This is a genomic window from Shewanella saliphila (genome assembly GCF_014648295.1).
Taxonomy (GTDB): domain Bacteria; phylum Pseudomonadota; class Gammaproteobacteria; order Enterobacterales; family Shewanellaceae; genus Shewanella; species Shewanella saliphila.
This window is the reverse complement of sequence record NZ_BMQV01000020.1, coordinates 57083-75017: the sequence shown is the minus strand read 5'-3', so window position 1 is coordinate 75017 and position 17935 is coordinate 57083. Positions and strand designations below refer to the sequence as shown.

Annotated in this window: 17 protein-coding genes; 13 read left to right on the top strand and 4 right to left on the bottom strand. The window is 42.9% G+C overall.

Annotation, left to right across the window (positions count from 1 at the left end; translation table 11 throughout):
• Positions 1 to 469 precede the first annotated feature (469 nt).
• The 12 genes from petA to IEY48_RS11160 all read left to right on the top strand — a co-directional run bounded on the left by petA (position 470) and on the right by IEY48_RS11160 (position 13665).
• Positions 470 to 1060 (top strand): ubiquinol-cytochrome c reductase iron-sulfur subunit, encoded by a 591-nt coding sequence (gene petA, locus IEY48_RS11215; protein ID WP_160052628.1) that lies wholly within the window; start codon positions 470 to 472, stop codon positions 1058 to 1060.
• Positions 1060 to 2274 (top strand): cytochrome b, encoded by a 1215-nt coding sequence (locus tag IEY48_RS11210; RefSeq protein ID WP_188920303.1) that lies wholly within the window; start codon positions 1060 to 1062, stop codon positions 2272 to 2274. The genes petA and IEY48_RS11210 overlap by 1 nt, the downstream gene beginning before the upstream one ends.
• Positions 2274 to 2972 (top strand): cytochrome c1, encoded by a 699-nt coding sequence (locus IEY48_RS11205; RefSeq protein WP_188920301.1) that lies wholly within the window; start codon positions 2274 to 2276, stop codon positions 2970 to 2972. The genes IEY48_RS11210 and IEY48_RS11205 overlap by 1 nt, the downstream gene beginning before the upstream one ends.
• Before the next feature lie 95 nt (positions 2973 to 3067).
• Positions 3068 to 3697, top strand: a complete 630-nt coding sequence (sspA, locus tag IEY48_RS11200) for a stringent starvation protein SspA (RefSeq protein WP_188920300.1) — start codon at positions 3068 to 3070, stop codon at positions 3695 to 3697.
• Entirely contained in the window at positions 3697 to 4167 is a 471-nt protein-coding gene (locus IEY48_RS11195; RefSeq protein WP_188920298.1) for a ClpXP protease specificity-enhancing factor, read from the top strand. The genes sspA and IEY48_RS11195 overlap by 1 nt, the downstream gene beginning before the upstream one ends.
• 75 nt (positions 4168 to 4242) lie before the next feature.
• Positions 4243 to 4812, top strand: coding sequence for an anthranilate synthase component II (locus tag IEY48_RS11190; RefSeq protein WP_188920296.1), 570 nt, complete (start codon positions 4243 to 4245; stop codon positions 4810 to 4812).
• Between the two features lie 95 nt (positions 4813 to 4907).
• Complete coding sequence (locus tag IEY48_RS11185) at positions 4908 to 7388, top strand: S9 family peptidase (protein WP_188920294.1); 2481 nt, start codon at positions 4908 to 4910, stop codon at positions 7386 to 7388.
• A 102-nt stretch (positions 7389 to 7490) separates the two neighbouring features.
• Positions 7491 to 8633, top strand: a complete 1143-nt coding sequence (locus tag IEY48_RS11180; protein WP_188920292.1) for an HDOD domain-containing protein — start codon at positions 7491 to 7493, stop codon at positions 8631 to 8633.
• A gap of 336 nt (positions 8634 to 8969) precedes the next feature.
• Positions 8970 to 10187 (top strand): aspartate aminotransferase family protein, encoded by a 1218-nt coding sequence (locus IEY48_RS11175; RefSeq protein WP_188920290.1) that lies wholly within the window; start codon positions 8970 to 8972, stop codon positions 10185 to 10187.
• Between the two features lie 116 nt (positions 10188 to 10303).
• The gene (gene astA / locus IEY48_RS11170; RefSeq protein ID WP_188920288.1) at positions 10304 to 11323 is read left to right on the top strand and encodes an arginine N-succinyltransferase; all 1020 of its coding nucleotides are present in this window, start codon (positions 10304 to 10306) and stop codon (positions 11321 to 11323) included.
• 9 nt (positions 11324 to 11332) lie between these two features.
• A complete protein-coding gene (gene astD, locus IEY48_RS11165) occupies positions 11333 to 12793 on the top strand; it encodes a succinylglutamate-semialdehyde dehydrogenase (protein WP_188920286.1) in 1461 nt (486 codons plus the stop codon).
• A gap of 71 nt (positions 12794 to 12864) precedes the next feature.
• Positions 12865 to 13665 carry a DUF1338 domain-containing protein gene (locus IEY48_RS11160; protein ID WP_188920284.1) on the top strand — a complete coding sequence of 267 codons (801 nt, stop codon included), beginning with the start codon at positions 12865 to 12867 and terminating at the stop codon, positions 13663 to 13665.
• An 83-nt stretch (positions 13666 to 13748) separates the two neighbouring features.
• Here the strand turns inward: IEY48_RS11160 and IEY48_RS11155 are convergent, their stop codons facing one another.
• The 4 genes from IEY48_RS11155 to crp form a co-directional block, all read right to left on the bottom strand.
• Complete coding sequence (locus IEY48_RS11155) at positions 13749 to 15083, bottom strand: sensor histidine kinase (RefSeq protein WP_188920283.1); 1335 nt, start codon at positions 15081 to 15083, stop codon at positions 13749 to 13751.
• On the bottom strand, positions 15080 to 15754 hold the full coding sequence (locus tag IEY48_RS11150) for a response regulator transcription factor (RefSeq protein WP_188920281.1): 675 nt from the start codon (positions 15752 to 15754) through the stop codon (positions 15080 to 15082). Before IEY48_RS11150 ends, IEY48_RS11155 begins: the two co-directional genes overlap by 4 nt.
• Positions 15735 to 16085, bottom strand: a complete 351-nt coding sequence (locus tag IEY48_RS11145; protein WP_188920279.1) for a PepSY domain-containing protein — start codon at positions 16083 to 16085, stop codon at positions 15735 to 15737. Before IEY48_RS11145 ends, IEY48_RS11150 begins: the two co-directional genes overlap by 20 nt.
• 104 nt (positions 16086 to 16189) lie before the next feature.
• Positions 16190 to 16825, bottom strand: a complete 636-nt coding sequence (gene crp, locus IEY48_RS11140; RefSeq protein ID WP_130598440.1) for a cAMP-activated global transcriptional regulator CRP — start codon at positions 16823 to 16825, stop codon at positions 16190 to 16192.
• A gap of 311 nt (positions 16826 to 17136) precedes the next feature.
• Here crp and IEY48_RS11135 point away from each other — a divergent pair, with 311 nt between their 5' ends.
• Positions 17137 to 17916, top strand: coding sequence for a tetratricopeptide repeat protein (locus IEY48_RS11135; RefSeq protein WP_188920277.1), 780 nt, complete (start codon positions 17137 to 17139; stop codon positions 17914 to 17916).
• Positions 17917 to 17935 lie beyond the last annotated feature (19 nt).

Below are 17935 nucleotides of genomic sequence, written 5' to 3'. Positions count from 1 at the left end.
ATGATAGGACAGGGTATGTGTTCAGCAACTATGCTGAATGGAAGTATGCATGAGCCGTATACGAGGTCCGTACGTACGGTTCTGTGAGAGGGATGGGGCGGTGACGCCTCACCCTACTCGATGTATCTGTAATTCAAACTCTGCATTCAATAAAAGCTGTTCTTCGTGAGTAAACAGCTTATTTTGACTGTTTTTACAGCAATACGTATATAAGTAGTTGATTAGATATAGCAATAAAAAATTATTTTGCATGAGTTAACCTTGTTTAGATTGTTAAAAAGGCGCTGATTTATATGCCTTTTTGAAAAAAATGTTAATATCCTCAACTTAGATGTGTGTTTTCACTATGATCTAGCTCTAATTTTTCGCTATAATGAGCACCGCCTCAAACTATGATTTTAGCGACACCGTCGTGGTTCGCTAAAGTATTGAAATATAAAAATTCCAACACCCTCTGGGAGATAAGTGGATGAGCAATGCGCCAGTCGATACCGGACGTCGCAGATTCCTGACAGCCGCAACCGCCGTAGTAGGTGGTGCTGGTGCCGTCGCTGTAGCGGTTCCTTTCATCAAGTCATGGAATCCGAGCGCCAAGGCGAAAGCTGCAGGTGCGCCGGTCGAAGTAAATATTAGTAAAGTAGAACCAGGTCAGTTAATTCGTGTCGAATGGCGCGGAAAACCGGTTTGGGTCGTTCGTCGTACAGAAGCTGTACTAGAGAATCTTAAATCTCTAGACGGTCAATTACGCGATCCTGCTTCTGAAGAAATGCAGCAACCTGAATATGCTACTAACCCAGCACGTTCTATTAAGCCTGAATTCTTTATTGCAGTCGGTATCTGTACTCACCTAGGTTGTTCACCTACTTATTTACCTGATTCATTCGGTGAGCAGGTTGAAGGGGTAACATCTGGTTTCTTCTGTCCTTGTCACGGTTCTAAATTTGACATGGCCGGTCGTGTGTTCCAGGGTGTTCCTGCACCATTGAACCTCGTGATCCCGCCACACAAATATGTCGATGACGCTACCGTGCTTATCGGTGAAGACACAGGAGCGGCATAATGGTTAAGAACATTATTGATTGGATTGATGCGCGCATCCCAATGACGGCCACTTATAACCGTCACGTGGGTCAATATGCGACACCAAAGAACTTCAACTTTTGGTATTTCTTTGGTTCATTAGCGCTTTTAGTTTTAGTTAACCAATTACTCACGGGTATTTGGTTAACCATGAATTACGTACCAACAGCTGAAGGCGCGTTTGCTTCAGTTGAATACATCATGCGTGATGTTGAGTACGGCTGGTTACTTCGTTATATGCACTCTACGGGGGCATCGGCGTTTTTCTTTGTCATCTATATGCACATGTTCCGTGGCTTAATCTACGGTTCTTATCAAAAACCAAGAGAGCTATTATGGCTGTTTGGTATGTTGATTTTCCTTGTGCTAATGGCTGAAGCATTCATGGGTTACCTATTACCTTGGGGACAAATGTCTTACTGGGGCGCACAGGTAATTATCTCTTTGTTTGGCGCTATCCCTATTATTGGTGATGACCTTACATTGTGGATCCGTGGTGACTACGTTATTTCGGGTGCTACCCTAAACCGTTTCTTCGCATTACACGTTATTGCGCTGCCACTTGTATTAGTTGTTTTAGTGTTCTTACACTTAATTGCACTACATGAAGTGGGCTCAAATAACCCTGATGGTGTAGAAATTAAAAAGAACAAAGATGAGAACGGATGGCCTATTGATGGTATTCCATTCCACCCTTATTACACTGTAAAAGATATTATGGGTGTAGCGGGCTTCTTAATCGTGTTCTGTTATGTATTGTTCTTCATGCCTGAAGGCGGTGGATACTTCCTTGAAAAGCCAAACTTTGAAGCGGCTAACCCAATGAAGACTCCTGAGCATATTGCACCGGTTTGGTACTTCACACCTTTCTATGCCATTTTACGTGCGATTCCTGATAAGTTATTGGGTGTCATTGGTATGGGTCTGTCTATAGCAGTGTTATTTATTCTGCCCTGGCTTGACCGTTGTAAAGTGAAGTCTATTCGCTATCGCAGCATGATCCACAAGATCAACATTGCACAATTTACTGTGTCGTTCATTATTCTTGGTTATTTAGGTGTGGTTCCTGCGACTCCTGAGCTAACTATTGCGGCACGTATTTTCACTTTCACTTACTTTGGTTTCTTCGTAGCCCTATGGGTTTACAGTAAAAATGAGAAAACAAAAGAAGTACCAACGAGGGTGACACACTAATGAAAAAGTTATTAATTGCATTAGTTACTTTGTTGCCATCTTTGGCGATGGCAGCAAGTGGGCATAATGTTCACTTAGAAAGCGCTAACGTTGACTTACATGACAAAGCGTCATTAGAACGTGGCTTGGATTTATTCCAACAATACTGTTCAGGTTGTCACAGCACTCAATATCAGCGTTATGAACGTGTTGCTGCAGATATCGGTATTTCAACCGATGATATGCGTAGCAAATACATTCTTAACGATGCCAAAATCGGCGATTTAATGGAAAACGCAATTCCTACCGCTGATGCAGCAAAATGGTTTGGTGCAGCGCCTCCAGACTTAACGCTGGTTGCTCGTGTACGTGGTGAAGACTGGGTATATTCATACCTTAAAGGTTTTTATGCTGATGAGACTCGTCCATTTGGCGTAAATAACACAGTGTTTCCATTAGTGGGTATGCCACACGTATTACAAGACTTACAAGGTCTTGCAGTAAAACAAGACGATGGCACTTTTGTTACCACTGGTGGCAAATTGACGGCAGAAGAGTATGACCAAGCAGTGCGTGATATCACGGGCTTCTTAGTTTACTCGGCTGAACCTGTACAGTTAGAGCGTAAAGCTTTAGGTATGTGGGTACTTGGATTCTTGTTTATTTTCTTCATCATTGCGTATTTGTTGAAGAAAGAGTACTGGAAAGATGTACACTAGCTATCAATAACGGTTATTATACATTATCCGCATATTGTAAACGGGGGGCTTAGCCCCTCGTTTGTTTTGTTTTTTTTAGATTCTGGAGGGTATCAATGGCTGTTGCTGCCAACAAGCGCTCTATCATGACACTTTTTTCTGGTGCCGATGATTTATATAGTCACCAAGTACGTATCGTATTGGCTGAAAAAGGGGTTACTGTTGATGTTTTACAAGTTGACCCAAGTGAAATGCCTGAAGATTTACTTGAAGTCAATCCGTACAACTCAGTACCGACTTTAGTTGATCGTGAATTAGTGTTGTACGAATCGCGTATTATTATGGAGTATTTGGACGAGCGTTTTCCGCATCCTCCATTAATGCCAGTATATCCGGTATCTCGCGGTCAAAGCCGTTTGATGATGCACAGAATCGACACCGACTGGTATGTGCTTGTTGATCGCATCCGTAACGGTGATAAAGCTGATGCAGCGCGTAAAGAGTTAACCGAAAGCTTAGTTGCTTTAGCGCCAGTATTTGCTGAAATGCCATATTTTATGAGCGAAGAGTTTGGTCTATCTGACTGCTACTTAGGCCCATTATTATGGCGTTTACCTGTATTAGGCATTAACTTAGATCCTCGTACAGCAAAAGAAATTAATGCCTATATGACTCGTATTTTTGAGCGCGAATCATTTAAAGCATCATTAACTGAGGCTGAGCGCGAAATGCGCATGGGCATGTAATGAAACCAATAACACCTAATCGTCCGTATTTATTGCGCGCTTACTATGAGTGGTTGATGGATAACCATTTAACGCCGCATGTTGTCGTGGACGCTTTTGTTAAAGGTACCCAGGTTCCACAGCAATTTGTTAAAGACGGCCAAATCGTATTAAACATTGCAACTGGAGCTGTGGCCAATCTTCACATGACAAACGATGCCGTAGAGTTTAATGCACGTTTTGGCGGAGTACCGCAAAACGTATTTTTACCTATGGCTTCTATCGTCGCTATCTATGCCCGTGAAAACGGCGCGGGTACGGTGTTTGATATGGAAGATGCTTACATGATCGAAGATGAACACGATGAGCTTTCATCAGTGCCTTCATCTATGAAGTCAGTTGAAGAACCTTCAACAGCGCCAGAGACGACTAAGTCGACCAGTTCAGACGACAAAGCTAAACGCAGAAGTCACCTAACAGTGGTTAAGTAATTAACAGCCGTTAGGACATAAAACCAGTCGCAAGGCTGGTTTTTTTTAACCTAAAAAAGGCTTGTGAGATCGATAATGTTATTGATGATTGATAATTATGATTCATTTACGTTTAATCTTGTTCAGTATTTTCAAACACTCGGACAAGAGATTGTGGTTAAACGTAATGATGAAATCACGGTTGCACAAATTGAAGCATTAGCGCCAAGTCATTTGGTTATTTCACCGGGGCCCTGTACGCCTAACGAAGCAGGCGTTTCGCTGGCAGCCATTAAGCATTTTGCGGGTAAAATACCTATCTTAGGTGTGTGTTTAGGTCATCAAGCTATCGCACAAGTGTTTGGCGCAAATGTTATTCGTGCTAAGCGTGTTATGCATGGCAAAACCAGTTTAATTGAACATAATCAACAAGGGCTTTTTTCTGCACTTGCACAGCCTCTTCAGGTCACTCGTTATCATTCTTTACTGATAGACCATGTGCCACCAGGATTTCAACTTGATGCTTGGTTTGACGACCCAATGCACGGCAGAGAAATTATGGCCATGAGTCATCGAGCACTCAATTTATATAGTGTGCAGTTTCATCCAGAATCGATTTTAACCCAGCAAGGGCATGAGTTACTGGCTAACTTTTTACGAGCTTAATACCTTTAAAATCGTATTTTATGTTACAACTTCAGTCCTTCACCACCGGCCAATCTATGTTATAAATAGCGCTTAAAATAATAAAAGGGATGATCATGACCAGCATTTTGCGACATTTTGCCATTAGTGCAGTTTCTTTAGCCATGATAAGTGGCTGTGCGGCCACTGTCGATTCGGCACCAACAACAACGGCTTCAACCACTAAGATTACCGTACCACTCGCGTCTCCACCAAAAGCAGAACAAGCGTTAACACTCAATCAAATTATGGCTAATCCAGATTGGATGGGAATATTTGCGCGTGGCGCTTATTGGAGCGATGACAGCCAATCAGTGTATTTTAGTCGCCAGGCTCACCAAGCGCCGATACGTGATTATTACCAGCAAAATATTACAGCCACAACGGCAGAGCAGCTTGAGCTGTCTCAGTTACATTTAGCTGATCAACGAAACGGTGTTATTAATTCAACTAAAACTAAAAAAGCCTATATTTATCAAGGTAATGTTTTTGTAAAAGATTTACAAAGTGGAAATGTTAGCCAGTTTACTCGTCAAAATGATGCTATTAATGGCGTCCGTTTTTTGAATAATGGTGACTTGGCTTACTGGCAAGGCAATAACATTTTCCGCCTACATCAAGCCACTGGTATGGTTGAGCAAATCGCCGCCATCCAAATGGTTAATGAACCGCAAAAAACGCAAGACCCAAGCAGTTATATTGCCAAGCAGCAGCATAGACTGACCGACTACGTTACCTTACAGCATAACAATGACAAATCACGTGAACAATACCGTGAATCATTGGCTAAAGCAGACCCAACATTTTCAGCTCAGCCTTGGTATTTAGGCGACAGTGAAACCATTTCTGAAATGAGTCTGTCACCCGATGGTCGTTATGTGATGCTGGCGCTGACCGATAAAAATTATACCTGGCGAGCAGAGCACGACATCATGCCAAATTACCTCGGTAAAGATGGCTATATTGATGCAGTGCCTGCGCGTGCTCGTGTGGCTGAAGATGCTTTTCCTGGGCAACGACTAGTGCTGCTTGATTTAGCGGAGCACACTAAAAAAGACATCACAATCGAAGGACTTACGGGTTTTGATGAAGATGTCTTAGCCAGCGTTAAGGCTGAAAACGCCAAAGCTCAAGGCGATAGTTACAAAAGTGAAAAAGCCCCACGCTTAATTCAACTCATGCAAGATTGGGAGTGGAACCAAAGCGCCATGCAATGGCGAGATACTGATAACCAATTAATAGTCATGCTTGAGGCGGTTGATAACAAAGACCGTTGGATCGCTCGAGTGGATTTACAAAAAGGCAAACTTGTAACCGAGCACCGTCTTCACGACGACGCATGGGTTAACTATAACTACAACCAATTTGGTTGGGTAACGGGCACTGACTCGGTTTACTATTTGTCTGAAGAGTCAGGATTCTCACACCTTTATGTTAAAACCGCAGCAGGCAAAGTTAGCGCGTTGACCAGCGGAAAATTTGTGGTGGATAATGTGACCTTGTCACCCGATGGCAAATACCTCTATTACCGTGCTAACAAGGATCACCCTGGCAGCTATAACGTGTACCGAGTTGAGATTGCCTCAGGTAAAGATGAACAGCTCACACAATGGTTTGGTACGTTAGATTACAGTTTAAGCCCTGATGGCCTGGCACTATTGTTAACCGCTTCAACAGCTACTCACCCTGATGAACTTTATATCCAAGCCATTGGTGGAGAAATTAAGCAGCTGACGGATTACACCAGTAGTGAATTTAAGCAATACCCTTGGCAAATGCCGCAAGTTGTTGCAGTGCCTTCAAACCATGGTGCGGGTGAGGTCTATGCTAGAGTGTACTTACCGCAAGGTTATGATGCCGAGCAAGCAGATAAATACCCAGCAGTGGTGTTTAACCACGGCGCGGGCTATTTGCAAAATGCCCATTATGGTTTTTCTGGTTACTTCCGTGAATATATGTTCCATAACTTATTAACGCAACAAGGTTATGTGGTGATGGACATGGATTACCGCGGCTCTAAAGGTTACGGCCGTGACTGGCGCACTGCAGTGTACCGCAACATGGGCCACCCTGAAGTGGAAGACTTAAAAGATGGTGTGGCTTGGCTGGCAACGAACGCCAACGTCGATGCTCAGCGAGTCGGTACTTACGGCGGCTCGTATGGTGGCTTCTTAACCTTTATGGCATTATTTAATGAGCCAGAATTATTCCAAGCAGGGGCTGCATTACGCCCTGTAACCGACTGGGCTCATTATAATGCACCTTATACTGCTAATATTTTAAATACGCCAGATATCGATCCTATTGCTTATGAGCGTAGCTCGCCGATAGAACATGCTCAAGGACTGCAAAAGCCGTTGTTGATTATGAGTGGTGTGCTAGATGATAACGTGTTTTTTCAAGATAGCGTACGTATGGTGCAACGGTTAATTGAGCTTGAAAAACCGATGTTTGAAACCGCTATTTATCCGGTTGAACCACACGGTTTTGTGCAACCGTCTAGTTGGTTAGATGAATACCGTCGTATTTATAAACTATTTGAGCAAGAGTTAAAATAACCACTCTAGCTTCAATTTATTAAATAAATACCTATTAAGGCTTTCTTTGGAGAGCCTTAATTTTTATGATTGACTCAAAATAGTAATCAAGGAAAGTGTTGAGTGGCAATATCTGTAGCGGGTGGCGTTAGGCCCGGAAAAGTCATCGAAATTGAACGTCGCCTCTACAATCAAATTATTGTGGGCAAGCAGCCTGTGAGTTCAATGCTCGATGAGTTAAATACTGAGATCGAAGAAAGTGCCAATAAACTTGATATTGAACGTAAAGCGTTAAAGCTGCGTATCGAAAAACAAGTTAAAGAGCGCCAAATTTATCTAGAGGTATCAACTCATTTAACTCAGACCGTTAAAAATACGATTGAACACCAACTGGCGTTACCTCAGTCGATTATCGACTCATCTGGGATTACTGAAAGTCAGATATTGTTGTTAGATTTATTGCTAAGCCCAGATCTCAACTTAAACCGTCTACGGCCTATTATTGAAGATAATAGCTGGTTATGCCGTGATTTAATCAACTTAATCAATAGTCCGTCATCGCGCCACAGAAGACCGAAAAATGGCGATGTGAAAGTGACCGATATTAAATTGGTATTAAATTATATTGGTTTAGAAAATCTACGGACACTGATCCCATATTTTTGCCTGCGTAATTGGTTACCCTCAGGTAATACTCATTTGCTTTGGATTACACGTAAATTGTGGCGTTATAGCATTATGAGTGCCATCGCCGCGCAAACCTTGGCTCAGCTGCATAATAAAGAACCCAGCCTAACGTATACTTGCTCGTTAATGTATCAGTTTGCGACCTCAATTATGCTGACCCAAAGCGGACGAATATTTGATAAAACCTGGGGGACATGGCTGCGTGAGGCCAGTCAAAGTCGAGACAAACAAGTCTATGACGCCATTATGGCGACGGAGTTTCCTGCTGAAGCTATTTTCAATCAGGTGATGTTGCACGGTCATACATTAAATTGGCAATTGCTTAATTTACTCAAGTTTGAAGACTCTAAAATTACGCTTGTGCTTAAAGAGCTTGACCAAGATTATCACTTTACTGAGCTTTCGCCTGAAGCCGCTATTGTGGCCAAAGCAAGTTGTTACGCCAAAGTGCTATTATTAGAAGAGCAACAACTTATCGACCCACAAGAAAAACGTATTATGTTTGATTATTACGAGTTTTCTACCCAAGAGTTGTTGCGATTGAAAGCACAGAACTTTCGTAAACTCGATTTGTTGTAAATCAATTTTTATCCGTAAAATAACAAATGTTAAAATTGTGTAGTTATTCACTTTTGGTGAATAGCTACACAAAATCTACTCAAATAACTTTTTTTATGACTATTTATGCTTGGTATCCCCCTAATAAACGCTTTTTTTAGTCATTATTTTCAATCTTTATGCATAATAGTATGCTGCCTTGCAGAAGTTAGCTGTACAGAACTGGTATTTTGATCACAATTTCGCTAATAATGTCCCATAAATAACACAAGCTTCCGCCGATGCACTTACAGAATATAAAGCAAACAGCGGAAACAGCGGCTTTCAAGCTGCCAACAACCTGAAGGATGAAATGCAATGAGTCTAGAAATGAATCTAACCCGTGCCCAATTCGATGAAGTCATGGTGCCTAATTATGCGCCTGCAGCCGTTATTCCTGTTCGCGGAGAAGGCAGTCGAGTATGGGATCAACAAGGCAATGAATTCATCGATTTTGCTGGTGGTATTGCAGTTAATTGTTTAGGTCATTGCCACCCCGCTTTAGTGTCTGCATTAAAAGAGCAGGGCGAAAAACTTTGGCACTTATCAAACGTAATGACCAACGAGCCTGCGCTTGAATTAGCCACTAAATTAGTTAACTCAACCTTTGCTGAGCGTGTCTATTTTGCCAACTCGGGCGCAGAAGCTAATGAAGCGGCATTAAAATTAGCCCGCCGTTATGCCTTAGATAACCATGGCGCTGACAAAGACCAAATTATTGCTTTTGACAAAGCATTCCACGGCCGCACCTTCTTTACTGTAACCGTTGGCGGACAAGCTGCATACTCAGATGGTTTTGGCCCTAAGCCGCAAAGCATCACCCACGTACCATTTAATGATATTGCCGCTCTAGAAGCCGTTATTTCAGATAAAACCTGTGCCATCATGCTTGAACCACTTCAAGGTGAAGGCGGGATTATTAATGGCGACCCAGAATTCCTAAAAGCTGTGCGCCGTTTAGCGGATAAGCATGATGCTTTGGTTATTTTTGATGAAGTACAAACCGGTGTAGGTCGTACAGGTGAGCTATTTGCTTACATGGGTACTGACATCGTGCCTGATATTTTAACCAGTGCTAAAGCATTAGGTGGCGGTTTCCCTATCGCGGCAATGTTAACCACGGCTAAAATTGCTGCTCATTTAAAGGTTGGCACACATGGCTCTACTTATGGTGGCAACCCATTGGCTTGTGCTATTGGTAATGCTGTGATGAATGTTGTTAACACCAAAGAAGTATTAGATGGCGTTAAACACCGTGAACAGCTATTCCGCGATGGTTTAGCGGCAATCAATGCCAAGTACGACGTATTCAGTGAAGTACGCGGTAAAGGTATGTTACTAGGTGCAGTGCTTAACGATAAATTTGAAGGCCGTAGCCGCGAATTTTTAGTTGCCTCAGTTGCCGAAGGTTTAATGTGTTTGATCGCAGGTGCTAACGTTGTGCGTTTTGCGCCATCATTGGTGATCCCTGAAACTGATATTGCAGAAGGCTTAGCACGTTTTGAGCGTGCAGTAGCAAAAGTAGTAGCAGGTTAATAACTAACTGAGTGCAAGCCTAGCTTGTACTTTTTTAGTTTGGGTTCGCCACCATACAAACCGCGCTGGCTTTATTTGTCAGTGCTGTTTGTTAGTGGCGCAATGAGGAGATTAAGATGTTAGTCATACGTCCTATCCGTGCAAGTGATTACGATGCACTTTATAGTATCGCAGTTGAATCAGGCCACGGTTTTACATCTTTACCAGTAAACGAAGAGTTACTGCGTTCAAAGATCGCTAGGGCAGAAGCATCTTTTACTAAGCAAATTGATAAGCCTTTTGACGAAGGCTACTTAATGGTGCTTGAAGACACCAAAACCAATGAAGTTGTTGGTACGTGTGGTGTTGAAGCCGCCGTCGGTATGCAAGATGCTTTTTATCATTACCGCTTAGGCACTGAGGTTTACCATTCTTCGCAAATTGCTGTGCGTAATGAAGTTGAGACCCTGACCTTATGCCATGACTATACTGGCGCTGCAGAGGTATGCACCCTGTTTTTAAAAGATGCATATCGCAAAGGAAATAATGGTCGCATGTTGTCGCGTTCGCGTTTTCTGTTATTGGCTCAGCATCCACAACGTTTTGGCGACACCGTCATTGCAGAAATGCGTGGTGTCAGTGATGACCATGGTGATTCCCCCTTTTATGAATGGCTACAACATCACTTTTTAGGCATTGATTTTGTCGAAGCAGATTATTTGTCTGGTTTAGGCAAGAAAGCGTTTATGGCCGAAATGATGCCACGCAATCCTGTGTATGTTTGCATGTTGCCTAAAAAGGCACAAAAAGTGATTGGCGAAGTTCATAAGAATACCAAGCCAGCACTGCGATTATTACAAGCCGAAGGCTTTAAGTTCCGTAATTACGTCGATATTTTTGATGGTGGTCCAACCGTTGAATGCGCTTTGAGCGAAATCCGCTCGGTTAAAAAAAGCCGCTTACTCACGGTGTCGATTGGCAAAATGCCACACGCAGATCATCATTTTATTTTTTCCAACACGTCGTTGGCTGATTATCGTGCATCAGCTGCCAAACTGTTGGTCTCTGATGAACACGACGATGTTGTTCTTAGCCCTGAAATTGCAGCCGGTTTACTGGTTAGCGATGGCGAACAAATTCGTGTTTTAGCAATGTAGGAGTAAGAAATGACACAATATATTCAAGGTCAGTGGTTAGCTGGCGAAGGTCATGATGTTAACTCAAGCAATCCAGCAAACGGTGAAGTGATTTGGCAAGGTAAAACCGCCACACCAAGCCAAGTTAATGCTGCGGTTGATGCTGCTCGTGCAGCCCAGTTTGATTGGTTTATGTTGGGCTATGAAGCTCGTTTGGCCATTGTAGAAGCGTATCGTGCACAACTAGAAGCAAATAAAGACGAAATCGCCGAAACAATCGCCCAAGAAACCGGTAAGCCACAATGGGAAACGGCCACAGAAGTGGGCGCAATGATGGGTAAAATTGGTTTGTCTGCTAAAGCACATGACAAACGTACCGGCACCGAAACAAACGACTTACCTGCAGGGCGCGCCGTATTACGTCACAAACCGCATGGTGTCGTGGCAGTATTTGGCCCTTATAACTTCCCTGGGCATTTGCCTAATGGCCACATTGTGCCAGCATTACTTGCGGGTAATACCGTGGTGTTTAAGCCGTCTGAGCTGACACCCAAAGTCGCTGAGTTAATGCTGAAATGCTGGGATAAAGCAGGCTTGCCTCAAGGTGTTGTTAACCTTGTTCAAGGTGAAGTTGAAACCGGTAAAGCACTGGCTTCGCATCCGCAAATTGATGGCTTATTCTTTACCGGTAGCTCGCGCACTGGACACATTTTACATCAGCAATATGCTGGTCATCCTGGCAAAATTTTAGCCTTAGAAATGGGCGGCAATAACCCGCTTATCGTTAAAGGTGTTACCGATACCAAGGCTGCAGTACATGACATCATTCAATCTGCGTATATTTCATCTGGCCAGCGTTGTACCTGTGCTCGTCGCTTATACGTTGAGCAAGGTGCGCAGGGCGATGCATTAATTGCTGAGCTTGTTACAGCGATTAAGCAAATCAAAGTGGGGCCTTGGAATGCTCAGCCGCAGCCATTTATGGGCTCGATGATTTCTGAAACTGCAGCCCGCGGTATGGTTGCTGCACAAGCAACATTGCAATCACTCGGTGGGGTATCACTCATCGAGTTAACCCAAGTAGAAGCAGGCAAAGGGATTGTCACTCCAGGGTTAATTGATGTAACCGATATTGAAGAACTGCCGGATGAGGAATATTTTGGTCCGTTATTGCAACTTGTACGTTACAGCGACTTTGACCAAGCCATTCATTTAGCCAATGCAACGCGTTATGGTTTATCTGCGGGCTTATTAGCAGACAGCCGCGACGATTATGACTACTTCTTAGCACGTATTCGTGCAGGTATTGTTAACTGGAACAAGCAAATCACAGGCGCATCTGGTGCCGCACCGTTTGGCGGTGTGGGCGCATCGGGTAACCACCGTGCAAGTGCATTTTATGCTGCTGATTATTGTGCTTACCCTGTGGCGTCAATGGAAGCCGACGCCGTTAGCCTACCTGCGACTTTAAGCCCTGGTTTATCAATTTAACCTGATAAGTCCATCGCATGATCCGTGCTGGCGAGTGTATTCTCGCTAGCCTTATTTACAAGGATTTAACCATGCATACAGACGTTAATGCTTTATTTGCCGAATTGTGGCAAGACTATATAAAGATGACACCCTCAGCGGCGAAAATTCATCAGTTACTGGGGCATGGCGCAGCGATCATTAATGATCATATTGCACTGCGCACGTTCAATATCGCCAAAGTTAATCTCAGCGTGTTAGCTGAGCATTTCACTTCAATTGGTTATGTTGATAGTGGTGATTACAAGTTTGAACAAAAAAAGCTTGTCGCTAAGCATTTTGAGCACCCAGACCCAACTCAACCGAAAGTATTTCTCTCGGAGTTGTTGGTAGAGGAATTTAGCCCAGAGCTGCAAAAAACCATTCATGGCTTAATTGATCAGGTTGATGTCGCTGACACAACCGCAGATAACTTTATTTATTCAGGCCGTCATTGGAACCTCGATAAAGCGACTTACAAAGCGCTGTTAGCTGAGAGTGAATATGCAGCTTGGGTTGCGGCGTTAGGTTACCGTGCTAACCACTTTACCGTATCGATTAACGATTTACCGCAATTTGAGCGCATTGAAGATGTTAACCAGGCACTAAAAGAGGCAGGGTTTGTTTTAAATGCGTCAGGTGGCGAAATTAAAGGTACACCAGAAGTGCTGTTAGAGCAGTCATCTACCATGGCCGATAAAGTGGTGGTTAACTTTACCGACGGTGATGCTGAGATCCCGAGTTGCTTTTACGAGTTTGCCCGTCGTTACCCAATGGACAGCGGCAAGCTATATACCGGTTTTGTTGCGGCATCAGCCGATAAGATTTTTGAAAGTACCAACACAATGATGTAATGTCAGTTACATAAAAAAGACCTGCTTGAGCAATCAAGCAGGTCTTTTTTATGGGTTCATCACGATTGCTTCATAATGATTGGCTATTGACCCATGACGATGGTGACACTCAGTCCGTTTAAGGTCTCACTTCGGCTAAACTGCAAACTAAAACCATATTGTTCGCAAATCTCTTTAACGATAGATAACCCTAAGCCATGGCCCATTGTCGCTTCATCTAAGCGAGCGCCTCTTGCTGTTAACGATGCGATTTTATCATGCTCCACGCCATTGCCATCGTCTTCAATTTGTAATGCTATATCGCCATTTTGCATTTGATTAATGCGCACTATTACCTGCGTATTGGTCCATTTAAAGGCATTGTCGAGTAAGTTACCAAATAGCTCCATACCATCTTCGCGGTGAATGGGGACCCTGCTGATGCTATCTGGATTAATAACGACACAGTTAATATCACGCTGGCGATGCACTTTATGCAGGGTATTAATTAAACTGTCGAAATCTTTGGGTACAGCTAATTGCGCTGCAGGCAGCATATCGCCAGTGATGCGCGCCGCTGCTAGTTTACGTTCAATCATTTTATGCACTAGGTCTAATTGCTGCTGCATGGCCATGGCTGCCTCTGGGTGAGATAACCCTAAGGCTTCAACTTGTTGCTGCATAACGGCAAGCGGGGTTTTTAATCCATGGCTTAAATTGCCTAAATTATTGCGACTACGCTCAATTTGCTTAGCGGTGTACTCCAATAATTGGTTGTAGGTTTCAGCGAGCGGGCGGATTTCTGCAGGGATTTGGGCAATTTCAAGTGAGGCAATCTCGCCTTCACGCAGTTTAGCTAGTGCCCCTTGAATTTGATTTACCGGCTTAAATGATTGACGCAAAATAATGAAAATACCGGCTATCATTGCCAGTAGCATGCCAATATTAATCGCCAGTTTGGTGCCAAATATTTCACTAAATACACGACGTCCAATACTGAGATCTTGCGCGACAGTAAGGGTTGCTGTGTTATCACTATCAGGTGCCCCGATACCAATTGATAATAATTGCATATCGTTGTTTTTTGGCCCCTTAGCTTGCCAAACCCGCTTTTGCTGCGCCTCAAGATTTACGATATGTAACTCGGCATCCCATAACGAACGCGAGCGAATGGTGTGGTCTGGTAGGTTTAATTGAAAGTAACGTCCTGAATAAGCGGGGCGGTAAAAGCTGGATAGTTGGTTTTGGTCTATCACCAATTCACCATTGTCTAGGCGAGTAGCAATAATAATGTGTTCTAAATCTTCTTCTAAACGATTAATAATCGAGTCATGAAAAGCATCACGTAACATTGACTCAAATAAAAATAGGCCAATTAAGGTGGCAATAATAATTAAACCACTCAGCCATAAGCTGAGCTTAAAGCGGATTGACATCATTCGACTAAACCGTGAAAAATATACCCTTGGCCGCGGCGAGTTTCGATGGTGGTTTTACCTAGCTTTTTACGAAGATGTGTCACGTAAACTTCGACTACATTACTCTCTTTTTCGTCATCGAACTGATATAGCTTGTCGGTAAGCTGTGATTTAGACAACAGCTTTTTGGGCGACATTAAAAAGATTTTTAACAGTCTAAATTCCATTGATGTAAGCTCATATTCTTGTTCGCCGACAGTGACTTTTTGCTCGTTTTCATCCAGGTTAATGCCACCATAACATAATTGTTTTGAGGCTGAATTTGCTCTGCCATGGGCACGATGAATAAGGGCTTGGATGCGAGCCAATAATTCTTGAGCATGAAATGGTTTACCCAAGTAGTCGTCGGCACCGGCATTAAAGCCTTCAACTTTTTCATGCCATTGACTGCGAGCCGTTAACATGATGACGGGGGTATTGACTCCGCGCTCACGCCATTGGCTTACTAACGAAAGCCCATTACCGTCAGGTAAACCTATGTCTAAAATGACACAATCATAGGTGGTTTCTTTCATTAGATAGTCTGCTTCGAGTGCTTTGTCGGTTACATCAGTAATATAACCGGCTTGCTTGAGCTGTTTTTCAAGTTCGGCAACTAATAATGGGTTATCTTCAACGAGTAGCAGTTTCATGTTTGGTACATTCGCTCGGTAATTGAGACATTGGATTTTGCATGCCATTAACAGCGTCTAGTTGCAGGTTAATAACATGTCCTTGGGCAAGTTTAAATTGTAAATCATAACGCCATTTGTCTTGATATTGAAACAACTGTGCGTCCACTAATTGGCCATCACAATATTGCGCTACCCAAGTTAAATAGTCATCTAATGGTCGTATATTACCAGATGTCACTAACTTTTGGACTTTATCGTGATCGAGAGGGAGTTCGTTAACAGGAATATGCTGTTGATTAGCGGTAATGGCCATTAAGCTGTTGATAGTGGCGATGAACAGGCTATTCATGTTCGCTCCCAAATAAAAAAAGTGGCGTTCAGAGTATGAACACCACTTTAAATATCTTGGCTTAAATCAAGCTGAAGCAGACATGATTGAAGCTTAACTCATGTTTAGCGAGTACCGTAAACCACGATAGTTTTACCGTGTGCCTGGATTAAGTTTTGCTCTTCAAGCATTTTTAAAATACGGCCAACAGTTTCGCGTGAACAACCCACGATTTGACCGATTTCTTGACGAGTGATCTTAATCTGCATGCCGTCAGGATGAGTCATGGCATCAGGTTGTTTCGCAAGGTGCAACAATGTTTGTGCAATGCGACCAGCAACGTCTAAGAAGGCTAAGTCGCCTACTTTTTGGCTGGTGCTTTGTAAACGGTATGCCATTTGCGCAGAAAGCTTCATTAAGATTTCTGGGTTAACTTGAATCAATTGCTTAAATTTCTTATACGAAATTTCTGCAATTTCACACGCTTGTTTAGCGCGAACCCAAGCAGTACGCTCTGCTTGTTCTTCAAATAGGCCTAGCTCGCCGATGAAGTCGCCTTGGTTAAGATATGAAAGAATCATTTCTTTACCTTCTTCATCTTTGATCAATACAGCGACAGAACCTTTAACGATGTAATATAAAGTGTCAGAGTCTTCACCAGCATGGATCAAAGTGCTCTTAGCTGGGTACTTATGAATGTGACAATGTGAAAGAAACCATTCTAATGTTGGGTCAGGTTTTGGCTTACCAATCAGAGCCATACGATGTTCCTCGATTGATTAAAAATGAAAGTAAGTAATGTCTAATTAAGCATTTTACGCGATTCGAATCGTAAAAACTTTGATAGAGATCGTATTTAAAAGTGTCAGTAGTGTATATTAACTTGTTAAACAGTTGATTAAATTTCTTTTGTTTGTGATCAACGTCAGCTTTTTATTTTATTCGCCTTATCTTATTCTATTTGGCTCATTGTTCAAGTCTATTGAATTATTTTCTCTAAGGATAGTCTATTGAATTGATTAGGCGAGTTAGTTAATGTTATCAATATCACAAATTGTTGTAAGAGGTGTGCGTGAAAAAACTGAGTCAAATAGGGACTGCTGCATGCCTACTGGCGTTTAGCGCATTGAGTTTACCGGCTCAAGCATTCTATATTCCGCCTACCGCGGAGTCTCTGGCGGCCAGTAAATTGGTGCATATTCAAATAAAAGCCAAGCAGGGTGATGCTGACGCGCAATTTTTATTAGGGTTAATGTACTTGTCTGGCCGGTTTGTCAGCCAAGATACCGAAGCCGGATTAACCTGGGTTACCCTAGCTGCAGCGCAAAATCACATTAAAGCTCAGCAAACGGTGGCAGATTTAGCGTTTGAAGGTAAATTATTTCCGCGGGACTTAGCTTTGGCTGAAAAGTGGTATTTATCGATGGCTGAACAAGGTGATAAATGGGCGCATTTCCGCTTAGGGTTTATTTATTCGGCTGGCGGTGATGGCGTAGTACGCAATTGTGGTAAGGCGATGGGGCAATTTAATGCCGCCGGTGATGCAATATCGCTAGGTAATGTGGCTTGGATTTTGGCCACATGCCCTGAAGCTGAGTATCGTGACGGTTCACGAGCGATATCTATGTCGTTAAAACTGCTAGAGAAAAATCAAAATGACCCTACGGTATTAGATAATCTAGCGGCAGGATATGCCGAAATCGGCGACTTTAATGCAGCCATAGACACTCAGAAAAAAGCCATTGATGCGCTTAAACATAACCCTGAAATTGCCCGCAGCGATGAATTTATTTTTCGCTTAAAGCAATATCAAAATAACCAAGCTTATCGAGAAATCATTCCGTTGATGTAGTGCAGTGGATTACAGTGAA